This is a genomic window from Sporosarcina sp. QA0331, from assembly GCF_055808055.1.
The window spans coordinates 3,976,587-3,993,587 of record NZ_CM147850.1; the positions used below are offsets into that span (position 1 = coordinate 3,976,587).

The 17,001-nt window shown below is 43.5% G+C and carries 17 protein-coding genes; 1 reads left to right on the forward strand and 16 read right to left on the reverse strand.

Features of this window, described 5'->3' with window-relative positions:
* Nucleotides 1-129 precede the first annotated feature (129 nt).
* The 13 genes from AC0L13_RS20230 to rpsF form a co-directional block, all read right to left on the reverse strand.
* Complete coding sequence (locus AC0L13_RS20230) at nucleotides 130-918, reverse strand: MBL fold metallo-hydrolase (protein WP_473642520.1); 789 nt, start codon at nucleotides 916-918, stop codon at nucleotides 130-132.
* 12 nt (nucleotides 919-930) lie between these two features.
* Complete coding sequence (locus AC0L13_RS20235) at nucleotides 931-1,767, reverse strand: two-component system regulatory protein YycI (protein ID WP_473642521.1); 837 nt, start codon at nucleotides 1,765-1,767, stop codon at nucleotides 931-933.
* Nucleotides 1,754-3,091, reverse strand: coding sequence for a YycH family regulatory protein (locus AC0L13_RS20240; protein ID WP_473642522.1), 1,338 nt, complete (start codon nucleotides 3,089-3,091; stop codon nucleotides 1,754-1,756). The genes AC0L13_RS20235 and AC0L13_RS20240 overlap by 14 nt, the downstream gene beginning before the upstream one ends.
* On the reverse strand, nucleotides 3,082-4,908 hold the full coding sequence (gene walK, locus AC0L13_RS20245; RefSeq protein WP_473642523.1) for a cell wall metabolism sensor histidine kinase WalK: 1,827 nt from the start codon (nucleotides 4,906-4,908) through the stop codon (nucleotides 3,082-3,084). The genes AC0L13_RS20240 and walK overlap by 10 nt, the downstream gene beginning before the upstream one ends.
* A 5-nt stretch (nucleotides 4,909-4,913) precedes the next feature.
* Complete coding sequence (yycF, locus tag AC0L13_RS20250) at nucleotides 4,914-5,624, reverse strand: response regulator YycF (protein WP_440498617.1); 711 nt, start codon at nucleotides 5,622-5,624, stop codon at nucleotides 4,914-4,916.
* A 207-nt stretch (nucleotides 5,625-5,831) separates the two neighbouring features.
* Complete coding sequence (locus AC0L13_RS20255) at nucleotides 5,832-7,295, reverse strand: peptidoglycan DD-metalloendopeptidase family protein (protein ID WP_473642524.1); 1,464 nt, start codon at nucleotides 7,293-7,295, stop codon at nucleotides 5,832-5,834.
* A 269-nt stretch (nucleotides 7,296-7,564) separates the two neighbouring features.
* The gene (gene dnaB / locus AC0L13_RS20260) at nucleotides 7,565-8,920 is read right to left on the reverse strand and encodes a replicative DNA helicase (RefSeq protein ID WP_440498615.1); all 1,356 of its coding nucleotides are present in this window, start codon (nucleotides 8,918-8,920) and stop codon (nucleotides 7,565-7,567) included.
* Between the two features lie 15 nt (nucleotides 8,921-8,935).
* Nucleotides 8,936-9,382 (reverse strand): 50S ribosomal protein L9, encoded by a 447-nt coding sequence (gene rplI, locus AC0L13_RS20265; protein ID WP_473642525.1) that lies wholly within the window; start codon nucleotides 9,380-9,382, stop codon nucleotides 8,936-8,938.
* Nucleotides 9,383-9,384: 2 nt separating this feature from the next.
* The gene (locus AC0L13_RS20270; RefSeq protein ID WP_473642526.1) at nucleotides 9,385-11,352 is read right to left on the reverse strand and encodes a DHH family phosphoesterase; all 1,968 of its coding nucleotides are present in this window, start codon (nucleotides 11,350-11,352) and stop codon (nucleotides 9,385-9,387) included.
* Nucleotides 11,353-11,364: 12 nt separating this feature from the next.
* Entirely contained in the window at nucleotides 11,365-12,306 is a 942-nt protein-coding gene (locus AC0L13_RS20275) for a YybS family protein (RefSeq protein WP_473642527.1), read from the reverse strand.
* Nucleotides 12,307-12,528: 222 nt separating this feature from the next.
* Nucleotides 12,529-12,765 carry a 30S ribosomal protein S18 gene (gene rpsR / locus AC0L13_RS20280; RefSeq protein WP_060204561.1) on the reverse strand — a complete coding sequence of 79 codons (237 nt, stop codon included), beginning with the start codon at nucleotides 12,763-12,765 and terminating at the stop codon, nucleotides 12,529-12,531.
* Nucleotides 12,766-12,809: 44 nt separating this feature from the next.
* Entirely contained in the window at nucleotides 12,810-13,319 is a 510-nt protein-coding gene (ssb, locus tag AC0L13_RS20285) for a single-stranded DNA-binding protein (RefSeq protein ID WP_473642528.1), read from the reverse strand.
* 72 nt (nucleotides 13,320-13,391) lie between these two features.
* The gene (gene rpsF / locus AC0L13_RS20290) at nucleotides 13,392-13,679 is read right to left on the reverse strand and encodes a 30S ribosomal protein S6 (protein ID WP_060204565.1); all 288 of its coding nucleotides are present in this window, start codon (nucleotides 13,677-13,679) and stop codon (nucleotides 13,392-13,394) included.
* Nucleotides 13,680-14,055: 376 nt separating this feature from the next.
* Here rpsF and AC0L13_RS20295 point away from each other — a divergent pair, with 376 nt between their 5' ends.
* Entirely contained in the window at nucleotides 14,056-14,613 is a 558-nt protein-coding gene (locus AC0L13_RS20295; RefSeq protein ID WP_473642529.1) for a DUF3267 domain-containing protein, read from the forward strand.
* A 41-nt stretch (nucleotides 14,614-14,654) separates the two neighbouring features.
* Here the strand turns inward: AC0L13_RS20295 and ychF are convergent, their stop codons facing one another.
* The 3 genes from ychF to AC0L13_RS20310 all read right to left on the reverse strand — a co-directional run bounded on the left by ychF (nucleotide 14,655) and on the right by AC0L13_RS20310 (nucleotide 16,959).
* Nucleotides 14,655-15,755, reverse strand: coding sequence for a redox-regulated ATPase YchF (gene ychF, locus AC0L13_RS20300; RefSeq protein ID WP_473642530.1), 1,101 nt, complete (start codon nucleotides 15,753-15,755; stop codon nucleotides 14,655-14,657).
* A gap of 81 nt (nucleotides 15,756-15,836) precedes the next feature.
* A complete protein-coding gene (locus AC0L13_RS20305; protein WP_473642531.1) occupies nucleotides 15,837-16,040 on the reverse strand; it encodes a DUF951 domain-containing protein in 204 nt (67 codons plus the stop codon).
* 25 nt (nucleotides 16,041-16,065) lie between these two features.
* On the reverse strand, nucleotides 16,066-16,959 hold the full coding sequence (locus tag AC0L13_RS20310; protein ID WP_473642532.1) for a mechanosensitive ion channel family protein: 894 nt from the start codon (nucleotides 16,957-16,959) through the stop codon (nucleotides 16,066-16,068).
* Nucleotides 16,960-17,001 lie beyond the last annotated feature (42 nt).

The following is a 17,001-nucleotide window of genomic DNA, read 5'->3' on the forward strand; positions in this document are numbered from 1 at the left end:
TCTCCCTTTCTGTAGACAGTTACACTCACTTTACCCCAATCCGATTGTTTAAAATCAAGTTTTTATTTAACTTTAGGATATTGACCAATAAAAAAAGCTTCACCCGAAGGCAAAGCTTTTCGATGTTTATTAGACAGTGACAAGCTCTGTCGGTTTGTCCGCATCAGTATCATACAAATGTACAAATTCCCCTGATCGGATTCCGCATGCTTCCAATGTTTGCGAAACGCTCATCCTTGCAAGATCTTTCATATTGTTGTCCTTGCTCAAATGCGATAAATAGATTCTTGTTTCTTTTTGGGCTACAACTTCGCTCATTGCGACTGCGGCATCTTCATTGGAGACGTGCCCAACGTCGCTCAGAATCCGGAGTTTGACGGACCATGGATAACGCCCCATTTGCAGCATACCGACGTCATGATTGCTTTCAAATACGAATGCATCTGACCCTTGGATATGACCTTTCATCCTGTCGCTCACATACCCCGTATCGGTGATGAGTGCTAGCTTCCGGTCCTTTTCATGGAAAACGTAGAACATCGGATCCGCAGCATCGTGGGAAACTGCGAACGATTGAATATCAAGCGAGCCGAATGACATATTCGTTTCCATATTGAAGTGAAAACGCTGCTCCATCGGAATTTCGCCGACAAGCCCATTCATTGCAAGCCACGTCTTTTCATTCGCATAAATCGGAACTTTGTGTCGTCGCGCCAGAACACCGATCCCTTTAATATGATCGCTATGTTCATGAGTTACAAGGATACCGTCTACATTATTCATAGAGCGGCCGATATTCTCTAGCTGTTGCTCCATCCTTTTCGCACTAAGCCCTGCATCGACGAGAAAAGCATGTTCTTCGGTCTCTATATATATGGAATTGCCCGTACTGCCACTGGCGAGCACACTGAAACGCATATGAAAAACTCCTTATTCTTTTTCATCCTCAACCTCATCAAGGTCTTCCACTTCCGCTTTATCCAATTGGAAGTCTATCACTTTACCTTCAATGGCATTGATGAAATGATCCTCGATGGTACCATCTTTTAATTCTACACGAATATTCCATGTTGGAGCAAATACTTGCTTTCCAGTCAATTGAACGAGTGACGAGTATCCCGATATCACTTTCAACACTTTCGAATCCTGCTTTAAATAACCTCGGGTGGCAAGCGACGCAACTGCTTCATCCTGTGTCAATACTTCTTTTTTCCGGTTATCACTTGAAAATTTTTCTAACATCCGCTGCTCATAATAGGTTACTTCATAGTCCTCGTTCCAATGAATCGTCAAGGTTGCATTCGGGCTATAGAAAATCGGTTCACCACTCACTTTTTGAAAGAAAACGGCTTTTTGATCCTCCTCATCGATTTCCCATAGTTCATATTCAGATCCGCTCCAAACATACTTCGTCAGAAATTCCGTAAAATAAGGTTCCTCTTTACCATTCCGGATTAGAGCTTGATCGTTCATGTCAGATTCGATGTGAGTTTGATCGACAATTGTGATAGACTGACCTTCTAATCCTTCCAATTCATCTTCCGAGAAGGTTTTCACGTCAGCGGAAATGTAGGAGAAGTCATTTTTTACGACTTCTGGGACATTATACGTAATATTTTCTTGCCTCATCAAATCTTCGATTGACGTTTTTCCCGCGACCTGTACATTTTGCGCCTCGGTATGCTGTTCCAAATACAAGAAATAAAGAAATATATTCAAAATCGAAAAGACAAAGATGAAAATCGTTTTCGTCTTACTCCAATCCAATTTGTTCACCCCCGCCTTGATCAGGTGTATAGGCATTCCAATTCCCTTTGGCTAGATAAAACCAAGCAGGCTCCATTACAAAAATCCGTTTCTCCACATCATGTCTCATCATGTATCCTGCTGTAATTTCCTCAACCGTTCCAAAATCAAGATTCTCCATTTCCATCAGCTCGTTTGCTATGTCTACACCCGAAGGCAACACCATCGTTTTTTCATCAAACGAAAAACCGAGTTTATAGTACGGCCGGATATAACGGAAAACCCGATCTTCCCCGTAATATTGTGCAATTTCCGTCATACCTGGCGCCATGCCCGGCGTCTCGCTCAAAACCGGATAGCCATGAATGAACAGTTGGAATCTTACATAACGGGAAGTAGAGTTTATATACGAATACCTGAACGAATCGGTCCACCCACCATGCTCATTGATCGAGTCGATGACATCGTTCAATAAGTCAGCAGGATTTGCCTCCTTCCGGCTTAATGCCGCAGGATGAGCGAAATTCAACATTTTCGATTCTGTATTAACAACTAATAACGCATGATCGTCACCGAATTCCTCATGTTTCGCATCCACTTGGCTGCGTCGCACTGCATTTGGGTCATTGAATAAAGCATCCCGAAAACGTGTTGGGCTTATTTCTTCTTGGTAATACGTACTTTGAATCATGTTAATTGGTTCAGTAGGGACCGCCAAATAGACCGGCTCTTGGACATTTACTTCGGTGTAGGAAGGCAGTTTTTCTCCTTCCAGCACAATTTGACGATATGATTTCATCGTATATTCAGGTGTTATTTTTCCATGATAACGAATTCCGGTTGCCCGATTGATGAAATGCGCTTCAAATGCTATTTCCTTCGGATTCCATTTGACGACAAGACGGTCAAAGCTGAAGTCCCGGAGATTATCATCTACGATTGGCAAAATCTCATCATAAACAGACAATGGTACTAATCCTTGGAAATACAAAGTGAACTGGTTTGATTGTTCAAAAAACGATTTCATCTGCGCCTTATTCATCTCAGTTGGTTCATATACCATTTGAGACACTTTCCAAGTTTTCATTTCCTTCAACACATTATTGATGAACTTTTGGTAAGTCGTTCCCTTCAGTGCTTCATCATGTTTGATAAGAAATTTATAAGGTTTGATAATGTCCTCTACTTGCTTCCGAGAGTCGATTGAAATATCGACTGTCGGCGATTGTTCAATCGTTGCCAACTGAGGAGAATACGTCCAAATGGAAAAGGTGAATGTGACGCTCAATAGGACGAGCAATAGTAAGATGATCGATTTAATCGGCTCGATATACTTCAATCCCATTCACCTTCCTCTTGTTGTTCAAAAGGCAGTGTAAAGAAAATTGTCGTTCCTTTCCCTTCTTCACTTTCTGCCCATATTTCTCCACCATGCGCAATGATCATTTCTTTTGCGATGGCGAGTCCGAGACCCGTTCCCCCCATCGCCCTTGAACGCGCACGGTCTGCCCTGTAGAACCTGTCAAAAATACGATTCACGTTCGCTTTCGGAATTCCCATGCCGTCGTCAGAAATCATCACTTTAATATATGTTCCGGATGTCGTTACCCCGAAGCGGACGTCCCCGCCATCCGGGGAATATTTAAGTGCATTCGAGATGATATTATCAATCACCTGTGTCATTTTATCGGTATCAATTTCAACGAAAAGATCCACTGAAGGCAACAAACGTTTGAAATGCACGTTCTGTGACTTCGAAAACTCGAATCTCTCAATAATCGAGTTGAAGAAATGATTGAATTCCACCCATTCAGTGTTCAGCTCATACTCTTTGCTATCCATTCTGGAAAGCTTCAACAGGTCATTGACAAGCCGGATCATTCGCTCCGTCTCCGTTTGCGTCACGCGGAGGAAGGAAGGAGCAATTTCTTCATTCTTCCAAGCACCTTCTGCCAATGCATCTAAATAACTGCGCATCGTCGTGAGCGGTGTACGGAGCTCATGAGAGACGTTTGAAACAAATTCTCTTCGCTCCATATCGATCTTTTCCTGTTCAGTATTGTCATGAAGGACGACAATGAGCCCGTTCACGAATCCCGTCTCACGCTGCGTCACCGAAAAGGTTGCCCGTAGGATGTAAGGCTCTTTCTCCGTACTAAAATCGAGCGCAATCGAATCCTTCACTTGAATCAGGTCTTCAAACGTATACTCTTGCTCCAATCCTAAAATACTTGCAATAGGACGGTTCAATACAAGATCACGCGTCATCCGCAGCATCATGAGTGCAGAGTCGTTAATGAGGCTCACCCTGCCTTTACGATCCGTTGAAATGACGCCATCCGTCATATTCTCCAAGACCGAGGCGAGCTTTCTTTGCTCACTTTCCGTCGTTGACTGCGACTCTTGAAGCTGATTCGTCAAATGGTTGAAGGCGATGGCAAGCTGCCCCATTTCATCATCCCCATATACATGGACCTTCCTTGAAAAGTTTCCTTGCGCCATCGCTTGCGCCTGGCGTCTCATATCTGAAATCGGCCGTGTGAATGTCCGAGCGATGAAGATGCCGATGATAAGTGTGAATGTAAGGGATACCGCTACCCCACCCGCGAGTATTTGATTAATTTCATTGATCTGCTTGTACACTTTTTCAATATTGGCCGTTACGTATAACGCACCGACAACTTCCATATTATTATCCATGATCGGCGTCACACGAACCATGACGCGTTCACGTTTTGCCGGGTCATAGTTGATATTCTCATAGAATGTTTCGGATGAGATAGATCGCCTTACACTGTCTTCCATCGATCGCTGGCCGACCAATGATTGATTGCCCAATTCGGAAGTGGCCAAAATGCGATATTTTGAATCAATGACTCGTATTTCATTAATATCTTCCGACGTAAAGCCGGAAAGGACAGTCCGCAAGCTCTGTTCGGGCGTCGGATCGTCCGGAGACCGGTCTTTTATCATTTCTTCGCGAACACTGAATTCCACTAGATTCATCCTGTCCCTAACCGAATTCGTAAAGTTTGTCTTTAACGTTTCTTCTAGCTCCCTTGCGAAATAAAGACCGATGATCTGCATCGCTACAAGGATGAGCATAATATAGATAAGAACGAATTTTACGTGGATGGATCGAAAAAATCCGACTTTCTGCATTTTCCTTACTCCTGTTCCGGATCACGCAAATAGTAACCGACTCCACGTCTTGTCACAATCCACGTCGGGTGACTTGGAGTGTCCTCAATTTTTTCGCGTAGACGGCGTATTGTGACGTCCACTGTCCGCACATCTCCGAAATAATCATAACCCCATACGGTCTGCAATAAATGCTCCCTCGTCATGACTTGTCCGATGTGCTTCGCTAAATAATGCAGCAATTCAAACTCACGGTGCGTAAGTTCAATCGACTCTCCGCGTTTTTGGACCAAATAAGCATCTGGCTGAATGACGAGCACCCCGACCGTAATTTCATTCGTCGCATCTTCCTGCTCATCGGACAATGTTTTGGAGTGCCTGCGTAAGTTTGCCTTCACGCGAGCAATCAATTCACGTGTGCCGAATGGCTTCGTCACATAATCATCTGCACCAAGTTCCAGCCCTAGCACTTTATCAATTTCAGAGTCCTTCGCTGTCAACATGATGATCGGGAAATCATACTTCTTCCTGACTTCTCTACATACTTCCATGCCATCGCGTTTCGGAAGCATAATATCGAGCAACATAATATCCGGCTGTACTTCTTCCACTTTCTCGAGAGCTTCTTCGCCATCATAAGCGCAATGGACGATAAAGCCTTCCTTCTTCAAATTAAACTCCAATATATCTGCTATCGGTTTTTCATCATCTACGACTAAAATCGTTTTATTTTGCATGATTCATTCCCTTTCCCGCCACTGTGGCGCCTACTTATTATCATATAGGTTCATCTTCTTGCATAACTTGCAGCAACTTTCATCGTTCAATTGTACGGCATTCATTATATATTCTATTTCTTCCGCAATAAACCTTCCGCTATAGCCTGTACAAAATTAGAAAAAGAGACGGCAACAGAATACTGTAGCGTCTCCATTCCTTACTCTTTATCTTAACACACTCAACGGATTGATATTGGAACCGTTCTTGAACACTTCAAAATGCAAATGCATGCCTGTTGAACGTCCTGTAGATCCCATGACACCGATTTTAGAGCCTTGAGGTACTGTTTGTCCCACTTCAACTTCGATGGACGACAGATGGGCGTACAACGTCTTATAACCATTGTTATGCGTAATGATAATACGGTTTCCGTATGTACCATGATAACCGACGTCCGTCACGACTCCATTATCGGAAGCGAAAATTGAACGTGATGATGGACGAGCGATGTCAATGCCTTGGTGCACCCTGCCCCATCGTTTCCCCATTTGGCTTGAGACATATCCACCGTCAGCCGGCCATTTGAAGTTTCCTGTTCCACGTGAAGGAATTACCTTTGTACCGACGACTGTTACTTCATGGACAGGTTCTTCCAGTACATGTTCCTCCGCAACGGATTTTCCAACAACTTTCCCGTTCTTTTTACGGATCAAATGCGTGACCGACATCTTGCCATCCGTTCCTTTTTGCTTAATTCTTTTTTCACCTTTAAATTCCGATTCGTCTTTTTCAGTAAGTTTCTTGTACTGAATCGGGGCAATCTCTTTAGATTCATAGTGTGCTTCCACTTCTATGTAAGGTTCGAGAGCCGTCACGTTAAGCTCTTGGCCAATTTGAAGAACTGTATCTTCTGTAATCCCCGGATTGATTTCCATCAGTTTTGCTGTCGACATATTGTGCGCACTGGCGATTTTTCCTAATACATCGCCTTCTTGAATCGCATATTTCTTCTCTTCCAATGTGCCTTTATTCAACAATGTCATCGCTTCTTCTACGCTTCGTACTTCTTCAGGTGCCGTTTGTCCTTCAGTCGCCTGTATATTAGCACTGAATTGTATGTTCGCGAGTCTTGTTTCATTTTCCTTTAATGGTGGTAAAGGTTCAGTAGATTGTTGGCGGGCTTCGAAATCTGCAAGCTCCTCTTCGGTGACTGTTTGCAAAGTCAGTTCTTGGATCACTTCTTCATAATCGGCCATGTCTTTGACGAAGAATGCTGTCTCTTCATCAATTTGGACACCGATCGCTTCCGCCTCCACGGTAAGCATGTCCTGAAGTTTTCCGAGGATCTGTTCATCGTCTGTTCCGACCGAAAATACTTTTTCCGGAACGACGGACAATTCAGTTCCGATTGTCAATGGGAGACCTTCATATTCGGAGGCCGCTTTATCCAATTCCTCTTGTTTGAGCTGTTCAATCTTTTTCTCATCGGATACCATTCCCACATAATTGCTGTCCGAGTAAACATGGTATACGGTATGGATTGTCGAGTTGTCTTCTTTTGCTTGGGCAAAACCAGAACTGATGCCTGATCCGGCAAGCAGCATCGTAATGATGCCTACCTTTTGGACTTTTTTATATAGGTTACTTCTATTCTTTTGTTCATTTATGCTTTGTTTCTTGAAAAACATCGTTTAGTACTCCTTCCGACTGGCAACTGCTACAAGAAGCCTATCATACTGAAAGATTTTCACGCTTCTTCAATTTATCATATCTGCTAAGTAGCTTGTGAATTTACAAGCATTTGTAATGAACTTGTAGTATTGCAACCAATTATTCCTTATTTCTTTCCAATTGTTAGTAATAAATAAGTAGCTGTTACTTCGCGATAATAGTCCTATATATGACAAAAACCTTGATCCACCTATTATTAGGTGGATCAAGGTTTTTCTATTATCTATTATTGATAGGACGGAGCTTCGTGTTGGCTCCAGTCGATGTTGAGGAACTTATTGAATTCCTTCGCAAAAGCTAAAGTGACTGTGCCAGTTGGGCCGTTCCGCTGCTTTGCTATAATAATCTCAATCATATTTTGGTTCTCTGTTTCTTTATCATAGTAATCTTCCCGATAAAGGAAAGAGACGATATCCGCATCTTGCTCGATACTTCCCGATTCCCTCAAGTCGGACATCATCGGCCGCTTGTCCTGACGTTGTTCTACGCCACGGGAAAGCTGGGAAAGCGCGATGACTGGAATTTTCAATTCACGCGCCAGCGCTTTTAAAGAACGAGAGATTTCGGATACTTCCTGTTGGCGGTTCTCACCAGAACGGCCGCTTCCCATGATGAGCTGCAAATAATCGATCATAATCATGCCCAGACCATGCTCCTGTTGGAGACGGCGGCATTTCGAACGAATTTCGTTAATCCGGATGCCGGGAGAGTCGTCAATGAAGATACCGGCATTTGATAGGCTGCCCATCGCCATCGTCAGTTTCCGCCAATCTTCCGCTTCCAAATTCCCTGTCCGCATGACTTGAGCATCGATATTCCCTTCCGCGCAAAGCATACGCATGACGAGTTGTTCCGCACCCATCTCCAAACTGAAAATCGCGACGTTTTCTCCCGCCTTCGTCGCAACGTTTTGCGCCACGTTCAGGGCGAACGCCGTTTTACCAACGGAAGGACGGGCCGCTACAATAATGAGGTCATTTCGCTGAAATCCAGCCGTAATTTTGTCGAGGTCACGGAATCCAGTTGGAATACCTGTCACTTCTCCTTTTCTCGTATGGAGAATCTCGATATTGTCGTATGTTTCCACAAGTACATCTTTAATGTGCTTGAAATCACCGGCATTTTTCCTACTGGATACTTCCATGATCCTTTTTTCTGCTTCGGAAAGGACCGCTTCGACTTCATCCTCTTTCGTAAAACCTTCTTCGACAATATTGGTTGCTACGCGGATGAGTCGTCTCAGAAGCGACTTCTCTTCGACTATCTTGGCATAATACTCGATATTCGCTGCTGTCGGGACAGCATTTGCAACTTCGGTCAAATATGAAATACCACCGACGTCTTCCAATTCCTTCTTCGCGGAAAGCTCTTCTGTTACCGTAACGACGTCAATCGGTTGTCCCCTATCGCTCAGGATCTGCATTGTGTCGAATATTTTTTCATGAGCTGTTCTGTAAAAGTCTTCGGGACGAAGAATCTCTGAAGCAGTGATTAATGCTTCAGGCTGTAAGAAAATCGCTCCAATGACTGATTGTTCGGCTTCGTTATTATGCGGGGGGACGCGATCATACATCTGGTCCATCTTTATCGCTCCCTATCATTCTTCAGTTACATGGACTTTAAGCGTAGCTGTAACTTCCGGGTGCAGTTTGATCGGCACATTTGTATATCCGAGCGCCCGTATTGCATCAGGCAGTTCCATCTTACGGCGATCCACTTTGATTTTATGAGTTTTGTCAAGAGCATCGGCAATTTGCTTAGTCGTAATCGATCCGAAGAGACGTCCGCCTTCACCCGATTTCGCTTTCATTTCCACCGTTTTCTCATCAATAATCTCTTTTAGTTTTTTTGCTTCCGCCAATTCTTCCGCCGCATCTTTTTCGGCACGCTTTTTCTGACCTTCGAGCTGGCTCAAGTTTGCAGGTGTCGCTTCAACAGCTAGTTTGTTTTTCAACAAGAAGTTTTGCGCATAGCCTACAGAAACTTCCTTCACTTCGCCTTTTTTCCCTTTACCTTTTACGTCTTTCAAGAAAATAACTTTCATCATCAATTTCCCCTTTCCAATTTATCTTCTATAGCGGATTTCAATAAATGAACCGCTTCCTCTATCGTTTCCACTTCAAGCTGGCAAGCAGCATTCGTCAAATGCCCCCCGCCGCCAAGCTCCTCCATGACGAGCTGCACATTCAGCTCTCCAAGAGATCTTGCACTAATGCCGATTTTCCCATCCGTTCTAGAAGCAATGACAAACGAGGCGATGACCCCTTGCATCGTCAGAAGGATGTCCGCCGTCTGCGCGATCAGTACCGAGCTATAGATGACGCCTTCTTCCCCTTTCGCAATCGCGATGCCGGAAGAAGTAAGCTCGACCGTTTCAATCAATTTCGACCGCTGGATGTATGTGTCGATATCTTCCTTCAGCAGCCGCTGCACTAATACTGTGTCTGCGCCATTTGTCCGTAAATAGGACGCCGCCTCGAATGTTCTCGATCCTGTTCGCAAAGTAAAGCTTTTCGTATCGACGACAATTCCTGCGAGCAGCGCAGTTGATTCGAGCATCGTCAGTTTTTCATGCTTCGGCTGGTATTCCACAAGCTCTGTTACAAGCTCAGCTGTAGAGGATGCGTACGGTTCCATATAAACGAGCATCGTATTATTAATGAATTCCTCACCACGTCTATGATGGTCGATCACGACAACCTTTTCGGCCTTTTCGATCAACCGCTCGTCAATGACCATGCTCGGCTTATGCGTATCGACAATAACAAGAAGCGATTTTTCGGTCAACATCGATAATGCTGTTTCTGGATCGACAAATTGGGAAAAGAGCTCTTCATCCTTTTTGATTTCTTCCATCAGGCGAGTCACACTTGCATCCAATTCATCAAAATTGAGGACGACATGACCTTCCAAATTGTTCATCCTTGCCATCTTCCGTACTCCAATAGAAGCGCCGATCGCGTCCATATCTGGCATCTTATGGCCCATAATAAGAACTTTGTCACTGCCTTGAATCAAGTCTCTTAATGCATGCGAAATGACCCTAGCACGTACACGGGTCCTCTTTTCCACCGGATTTGTCTTGCCACCGAAAAATTTAAGTTTGCCGTCTTTGTGCTTAATGGCGACCTGATCGCCTCCGCGTCCAAGTACGAGATCCAAACTCGATTGCGCCAGCTCTCCAAGCTCTGTCAGTGAGGCAGAGCCGGTGCCGACGCCTATGCTAAGTGTCAAACTTGCATTCTGCTTAGCGGTCTTTTCTCGTATATCATCCAATATCGTAAATTTCGCCGTTTCCAAATTGGAAAGGATCGCTTCATTGAAAACTGCCAAGAAACGATCAGATGCAATCCTTTTCACAAATATACCGTTATCCATCGCCCACTGATTCACAAGTGACGTGACAAGTGAGTTAAGATTACTCCGAGTTTGGTCATCCATCGTCTGGGCTAGCTCATCATAATTGTCGATGAGCATAACTCCGAGTACGGTACGATCTTGGTAATAGAGAGATTCGATTTCCACTTTTTCAGTGACATCGAATAAATAAATCAGTTTTTCCTCAGCTCTGTAAATAACTTGATAAGTGGAACCACCGAATTTCAAAGTCGTCTTTTGCTCATCATTTTTAAGAACGTTTTGAAATGTATCAGATAGCTGGAACAATTCCTCTCCAATCAACGTCTCTTTATCAAAGATATTGACAGCATAGGGATTTGCCCATTCAATGATCTGTTTTTCATTAAAAAGGATAATGGCGATCGGCAATTCGAGCAATGCCTCTTCCCCGACCTTTTTCAGCCGGTAGGAGAGAGATTCGATATGCTTCTCTATTTCCACGTATGTCTGCTCTTCAAGCTTCCAGGCGATACCTACTGCTATCGTGAAAGGAATCGTAAATAAAAGGCCCCCCCAGAAGTTTGAAAGTAACAAAAGGACGGCCGCTATCAATCCAAGGAGAGATATGACAGTCAGTGGATATCGGATAACTCTTCTTCTATAAAATGACTTCATTGTCTCATCCCCTTACTTCAAGTTGTCTTTTCCGATCCAAGCACGGATATTCACGCCTATATCAAGTATGCCAAGAAGTGTGGTTATTGGACTGAAAAGCAATGCAAAAATCGTAGCGAACACCGTGGCAACTGTCGGCAGTTTCATTTTGTACATGAAATATTGAACTAATGCCAATCCTTGTAATAGCAAAAGGAAACGTAATATGATCGTCGCATTGACATATAGCAAAAAAGCCGAGGATTCCGGTTTCAAATCCATTATATAAGGGAGCAGAATAATGAGCCCATAGATGAAAATGGTAATGACGGGCAATTTCATTTCCCTAAATGGCGAAAACCTAGGTACTGGATGGCCAAGTCTCCGTAGCACTTCGAAATTTGGAATGACCATGATGAACGCAAACATATACACGGACAGAATGAACATGGCTGGAATAGCAGATCGATACATCGTGAATGCTTCGCCCACTATTTCTTCATAGTTTTCCGGCAATACACCTAAGCTTGCGATAGACGCCTTAAATTGCGTTTCCATCTCTTTTAGCATAGCCATCAGACTATCGATAGCATTAATGTTGAAAACAAGTGCAACTATAAGATAAACCAATGCGCCTGCCACGATGAAAAAGAGTCCTGTTGCCATGAACGTGTAAAGCTTTGATTTTCCTAAAAGCACCGACTCCGCGATTAGAAAGCCTAGCAATGCGAATACCACGGCAAAAGGCACTAATAAAATGCCCCCGACGATGAGGGACAAAATACTACCTACAAGTGCAACGAAAATTGTCGAGCGCCTATCATAGCGAAGCCGATAAAGGATGATCGGCAACGGGATGAAAATCAGTATGATGCTTCCGAGGAGAGGGATGTAAAGAGCCCCCGCCAGAAGAATCGTGAACAATGCGAGCATCATCGCACCGTATGTTATTTTTCGAGATTGGTCCTGCATCATTCAGTTCCTCCGTCCAGTCAATGGACTTAGTATTGTCTATCTCCTCATATGAAATGAGTCCTTATAATTGTATCATGATTGTTACCGATTAACCAAAGGACAGGACGGATCCCTGACTTTGGATTAAATGTATATTTCCCAGGAAACGCATAAATTGCCCAATAAAAAAACCGCCTTGGGACCGGAAATGCCGGTATCACAAGGCGGTTTTAAAAAGTATAATTATCTTTCTTCCGAAACGAACGGAAGAAGTGCCATAATACGAGCACGTTTAATAGCAGACGTCAATTTACGTTGATATTTTGCGCTTGTACCAGTTACACGGCGAGGCAAGATTTTTCCACGTTCAGAAACGAATTTCTTAAGTAGATCAGTATCTTTGTAATCGATATGTGTAATGTTATTCGAAGTAAAATAGCAGACTTTACGACGTCTGCGACCTCCACGGCGTGGTGCCATATCGCTTTCCCTCCTTATTTGACTACGTCACTGGCAATCATTCATCAGAACGGCAAGTCGTCATCCGACACTTCAATCGGACCGCTGCCCATCGAGAATGGATCATTGTCAGTGCGTGTATAATTTTGTTGAGCTGGTTGTTGATATTGCTGGTTCGGCTGCTGATTCTGATAATAAGGTTGTTCGTTCTGTGGTGCTCCACCATAAGCAGCTCCAGATCTCTCAGCATTTGCACTGCGTGGCTCAAGGAACTGCACGCTGTCCGCTACGACTTCTGTCATGAAGACACGTTTGCCGTCTTGTCCATCGAAGCTGCTCGTTTGGATACGACCTTCGATACCAGCAAGACTTCCTTTGCGTAAAAAGTTCGCAGTGTTTTCCGCCTGTTTCCTCCAAGTGACACAGTTGATGAAATCAGCTTCACGCTCTCCCGATTGGCTTGAGAATGTCCGATTCACCGCTAGCGTAAAGCGCGTTACCGCGATTCCGCTCTGTGTGTACTTGAGCTCGGGATCTTTTGTCAATCGGCCAACTAAAACGACACGGTTAATCATCAGATTGCAACCTCCCTCATCATTTTTAAGTTCCACCTTTTAACAAGGTACTGCATTTCGTTCTTATATGGATTAGTTGTCCAGACGAACAGCCATATGACGAATGATATCTTCATTGATGTTCGCAAGACGTGTAAATTCATCGATTGCTTCAATGCCTGCGTTAGCTGTCACCAATTGGTAGTAGCCTTCACGCAAGTCGTCGATTTCGTATGCAAGACGACGCTTGCCCCACTCTTTCGACTCGATGATTTCCGCTCCGTTAGAAGTAAGGATGTCATCGAAACGAGTGATCAATGCTTTTTTCGCCTCATCTTCTACTGTTGGACGGATGATGTACATGATTTCGTACTTTCTCATCTTTAGTCACCTCCTTATGGACTTTGGCCCACTTGTTACGGCGGGCAAGGAGTAAGTAATTTTTATTACTCACATCATCATATTTTAACATGATGTCTTCGGACAATCAACTATTAAATATGAATAAGATATGGGCAGTTGCTTTCCGTTCCAGTGCTCGCTTTCCGTGGGCGTCGCCTCAGTCGATCGAACCACGAAGAGTTCGATTTGCCGTATTTCTGCGTTCTTTGCAGAAATTAAGGCATCCTGCTCGCAAAAGCTGTTCTTCGTAACGGCTTTCGTAGGAGTCTCGCGCTTCCACTCCAAGCCTCTGCAGCTTATTAAATGGTAAGTAAAGCTAAATAAATTGTGTATAATTATAATGAGGGGTGATCTGATGAATAATACCGAACCGGATAAGATCATTGAGATTGATTTGCCTAAGGTGGCTAAGAGAGGTTTGTGGCTTACTTTTCTTCCACTTATTGGATTGTTATTTTTAAAGACAGTTATTGAGGATGGATTTTCTTACTCGATTACAATTTGGAGTGTTATATATTTTGTGGTCGGTTATGTGATTCTGATTGTTCTACATGAGCTTTTTCATCTTCTTGGTTTCAGGGTTTTCGGTAAGGTACCTTGGAAGAAGATGATTGTTGGTGTGAACCTTAAACTTGGGATTGCTTATGCGACGACCGATGTGCCGATGACGAATCGGGCAATCCGGAAAGCGTTATTGCTTCCTTTTTGGACGACTGGTTTAGTGCCTGCCATTATTGGACTGGCAATTGGAAATGGAGTCTGGCTGACTTTGGCCGCTTTTCTGATCGGCGGTGCTGCTGGGGACTTTGCGATGTATAAGGAATTGAAAAAACTTCCGGATGATTGGCTTGTAAAAGACGATCCCGAGTTGCCAAAACTATATTTATTTAAACCAGGACGGGAAATAATATAAAAAACAGCCGAAGAAGTGTCTTCTTGGCTGTTTTTTACATTTTATACGTTAAAACGGAATAACATGACGTCCCCGTCTTGAACGATGTATTCTTTTCCTTCAAGACGAACTTTGCCTGCTTCTTTTGCGGCTGCCATGGATCCTGCTTCTACGAGTGCATCATACGAAACCGTTTCTGCACGGATGAAACCACGTTCGAAGTCTGTATGGATAACCCCTGCACATTGTGGTGCTTTCATTCCTTTTCGGAATGTCCAAGCGCGGACTTCTTGGACGCCAGCTGTGAAATAAGTGGCGAGGCCCAATAAATGATAAGAAGCTTTGATCAATTGATCAAGACCGGATTCCTTGATGCCTAGTTCTTCTAGGAACATAGCCTTTTCTTCGTCATCAAGTTCAGCCATTTCTTCCTCAACTTTTGCACTGACTACAATCACTTCGGCATTGTCCTTCTTCGCAAAGTCGCGGACCATTTTGACATACTCGTTTTCTTCCGCATCTGCAATCTCATCTTCTGAAACGTTCGCGACATATAGCATCGGCTTAATTGTCAGGAGGTGCATGCCTTTAATGAGTTGGAATTCTTCCGGTGTCAATTCGACGGAACGGGCAGGTTTTTCATTCTCGAATGCTTCTTTCAGTTTAAGCAGAACTGGTTCCTCCGCCATCGAATCTTTATCTTTCTGCTTCGCCATTTTGGATACACGTGTCAAACGCTTGTCTACGCTTTCCATGTCAGCAAGGATGAGTTCCAAGTTGATGACTTCGATGTCATCAATCGGATTCACTTTTCCTGATACGTGTGTAATATTTTCATCATCAAAACAACGAACGACTTGGCAAATCGCATCAACTTCACGGATATGGGAAAGGAATTTATTCCCTAACCCTTCTCCTTTGCTAGCCCCTTCGACAATCCCTGCGATATCAGTAAATTCAAAAGCTGTCGGTACTGTCTTTTTCGGTACAACAAGCTCCGTCAATTTTTGAAGCCTTTCATCAGGCACTTCTACAATTCCAACGTTCGGATCAATCGTACAGAATGGATAGTTGGCAGCTTCTGCTCCCGCTTTTGTAATTGCGTTGAATAGAGTCGACTTCCCAACGTTCGGCAAACCGACGATACCAGCTGTTAACGCCATATATTTCCCAACCTTTCATATAGGTCAATTTCATAATCATCATTGCAACTCTTCTATTATAAGAATTGTTGGCGTTCCTGTCTAATTTTGCTCAGTTTCCGCCTTAATCAGCACTTTTTTCATCTTTTTAGCAAACTCATTGCGTGGGATCATGACACTATGGCCGCAGCCCTCACATTTTATCCGTATATCGGCGCCCATCCGTATTATTTTCCATGCATTCGTTCCGCATGGATGTGGTTTTTTCATTTCCACAACATCTTTTAATTGAAACTCTTTTTCCACTTACCACTCACTCCTTCCTATTTCTTTACGCGTTGTTGAACGATTTTGAGACAAGTGTAGGATATGGGATTTCAATTCCTTCCTGTTCCAAATGCTTTTTGATCCCCATGCTTATGTTCCTCGCAATATCGAAATGGCGCATTGGCAGCGTTTCAACGATAATTCTTTCGATGACGGCATCCTCTGTAAAATCATGGGCTCCAATCAATTTCGGTTTTCCTAGTAAGTCCGGATTGTCTTTGCTCATTGATTCGAGAAATGCATCAATCGACTTTTCTACTTTCTCAATGCCATTTTCAAATGGAATGGTTACATCTACAATGGCCAAAGAGTTTTTCAATGAATAATTGATGACTTGAGCAATTGTTCCATTCGGTAAAATAAAAAGCTCACCAGTGAAGTTTTTGATCTTCGTTGTTCGCAGTCCAATCTCTTCCACAGTACCTTCAGCAGTGCCAATTTTGACGTAATCGCCAACAGAAAACTGATCTTCAAAAAGGATGAAAAATCCTGAGATGACGTCTTTCACGAGGCTCTGTGCGCCAAAGCCAACAGCGAGGCCTAGTACCCCTGCTCCTGCAAGAAGTCCCTTTACATCAATATTAAACTCTTGAAGGATCGCCAAAATCGCGGAAAAAGAGATGACATAACTGAGCGCGTTCTCGAGCAGCTTGAGCAATGTCTGTTCCCGACGCTCCTCTTTTCGAATGGGACCTTTTAATTTAATTTTAAAAATCCTTCGAATAATATACTTGCCAACGTGGATGACAAGTACAGAGATGGCGATGATAAAGACAATCTTAATTAAGAGCTCTATAAATGAAAACCATGTATCTTCAGAAAATATGAACTTACGAACTTTTTCTGTTTCCTCGTCAAATAACAGTTTCCTTATAAAATCTTTTAGCGATTCTGTCATCCGCATCATACCTTTCCGTATAAATCCTCATGTAGCCGCGTA

Coding starts and splice junctions, on each gene's coding strand:
- AC0L13_RS20230 (WP_473642520.1), bottom strand. CDS start 918: ATGCGTTTCAGTGTGCTCGCCAGTGGCAGTACGGGCAATTCCATATAT.
- AC0L13_RS20240 (WP_473642522.1), bottom strand. CDS start 3,091: ATGGGATTGAAGTATATCGAGCCGATTAAATCGATCATCTTACTATTG.
- walK (WP_473642523.1), bottom strand. CDS start 4,908: ATGCAGAAAGTCGGATTTTTTCGATCCATCCACGTAAAATTCGTTCTT.
- yycF (WP_440498617.1), bottom strand. CDS start 5,624: ATGCAAAATAAAACGATTTTAGTCGTAGATGATGAAAAACCGATAGCA.
- AC0L13_RS20255 (WP_473642524.1), bottom strand. CDS start 7,295: ATGTTTTTCAAGAAACAAAGCATAAATGAACAAAAGAATAGAAGTAAC.
- dnaB (WP_440498615.1), bottom strand. CDS start 8,920: ATGGACCAGATGTATGATCGCGTCCCCCCGCATAATAACGAAGCCGAA.
- rplI (WP_473642525.1), bottom strand. CDS start 9,382: ATGAAAGTTATTTTCTTGAAAGACGTAAAAGGTAAAGGGAAAAAAGGC.
- AC0L13_RS20270 (WP_473642526.1), bottom strand. CDS start 11,352: ATGAAGTCATTTTATAGAAGAAGAGTTATCCGATATCCACTGACTGTC.
- AC0L13_RS20275 (WP_473642527.1), bottom strand. CDS start 12,306: ATGATGCAGGACCAATCTCGAAAAATAACATACGGTGCGATGATGCTC.
- rpsR (WP_060204561.1), bottom strand. CDS start 12,765: ATGGCACCACGCCGTGGAGGTCGCAGACGTCGTAAAGTCTGCTATTTT.
- ssb (WP_473642528.1), bottom strand. CDS start 13,319: ATGATTAACCGTGTCGTTTTAGTTGGCCGATTGACAAAAGATCCCGAG.
- rpsF (WP_060204565.1), bottom strand. CDS start 13,679: ATGAGAAAGTACGAAATCATGTACATCATCCGTCCAACAGTAGAAGAT.
- AC0L13_RS20295 (WP_473642529.1), top strand. CDS start 14,056: ATGAATAATACCGAACCGGATAAGATCATTGAGATTGATTTGCCTAAG.
- ychF (WP_473642530.1), bottom strand. CDS start 15,755: ATGGCGTTAACAGCTGGTATCGTCGGTTTGCCGAACGTTGGGAAGTCG.
- AC0L13_RS20310 (WP_473642532.1), bottom strand. CDS start 16,959: ATGACAGAATCGCTAAAAGATTTTATAAGGAAACTGTTATTTGACGAG.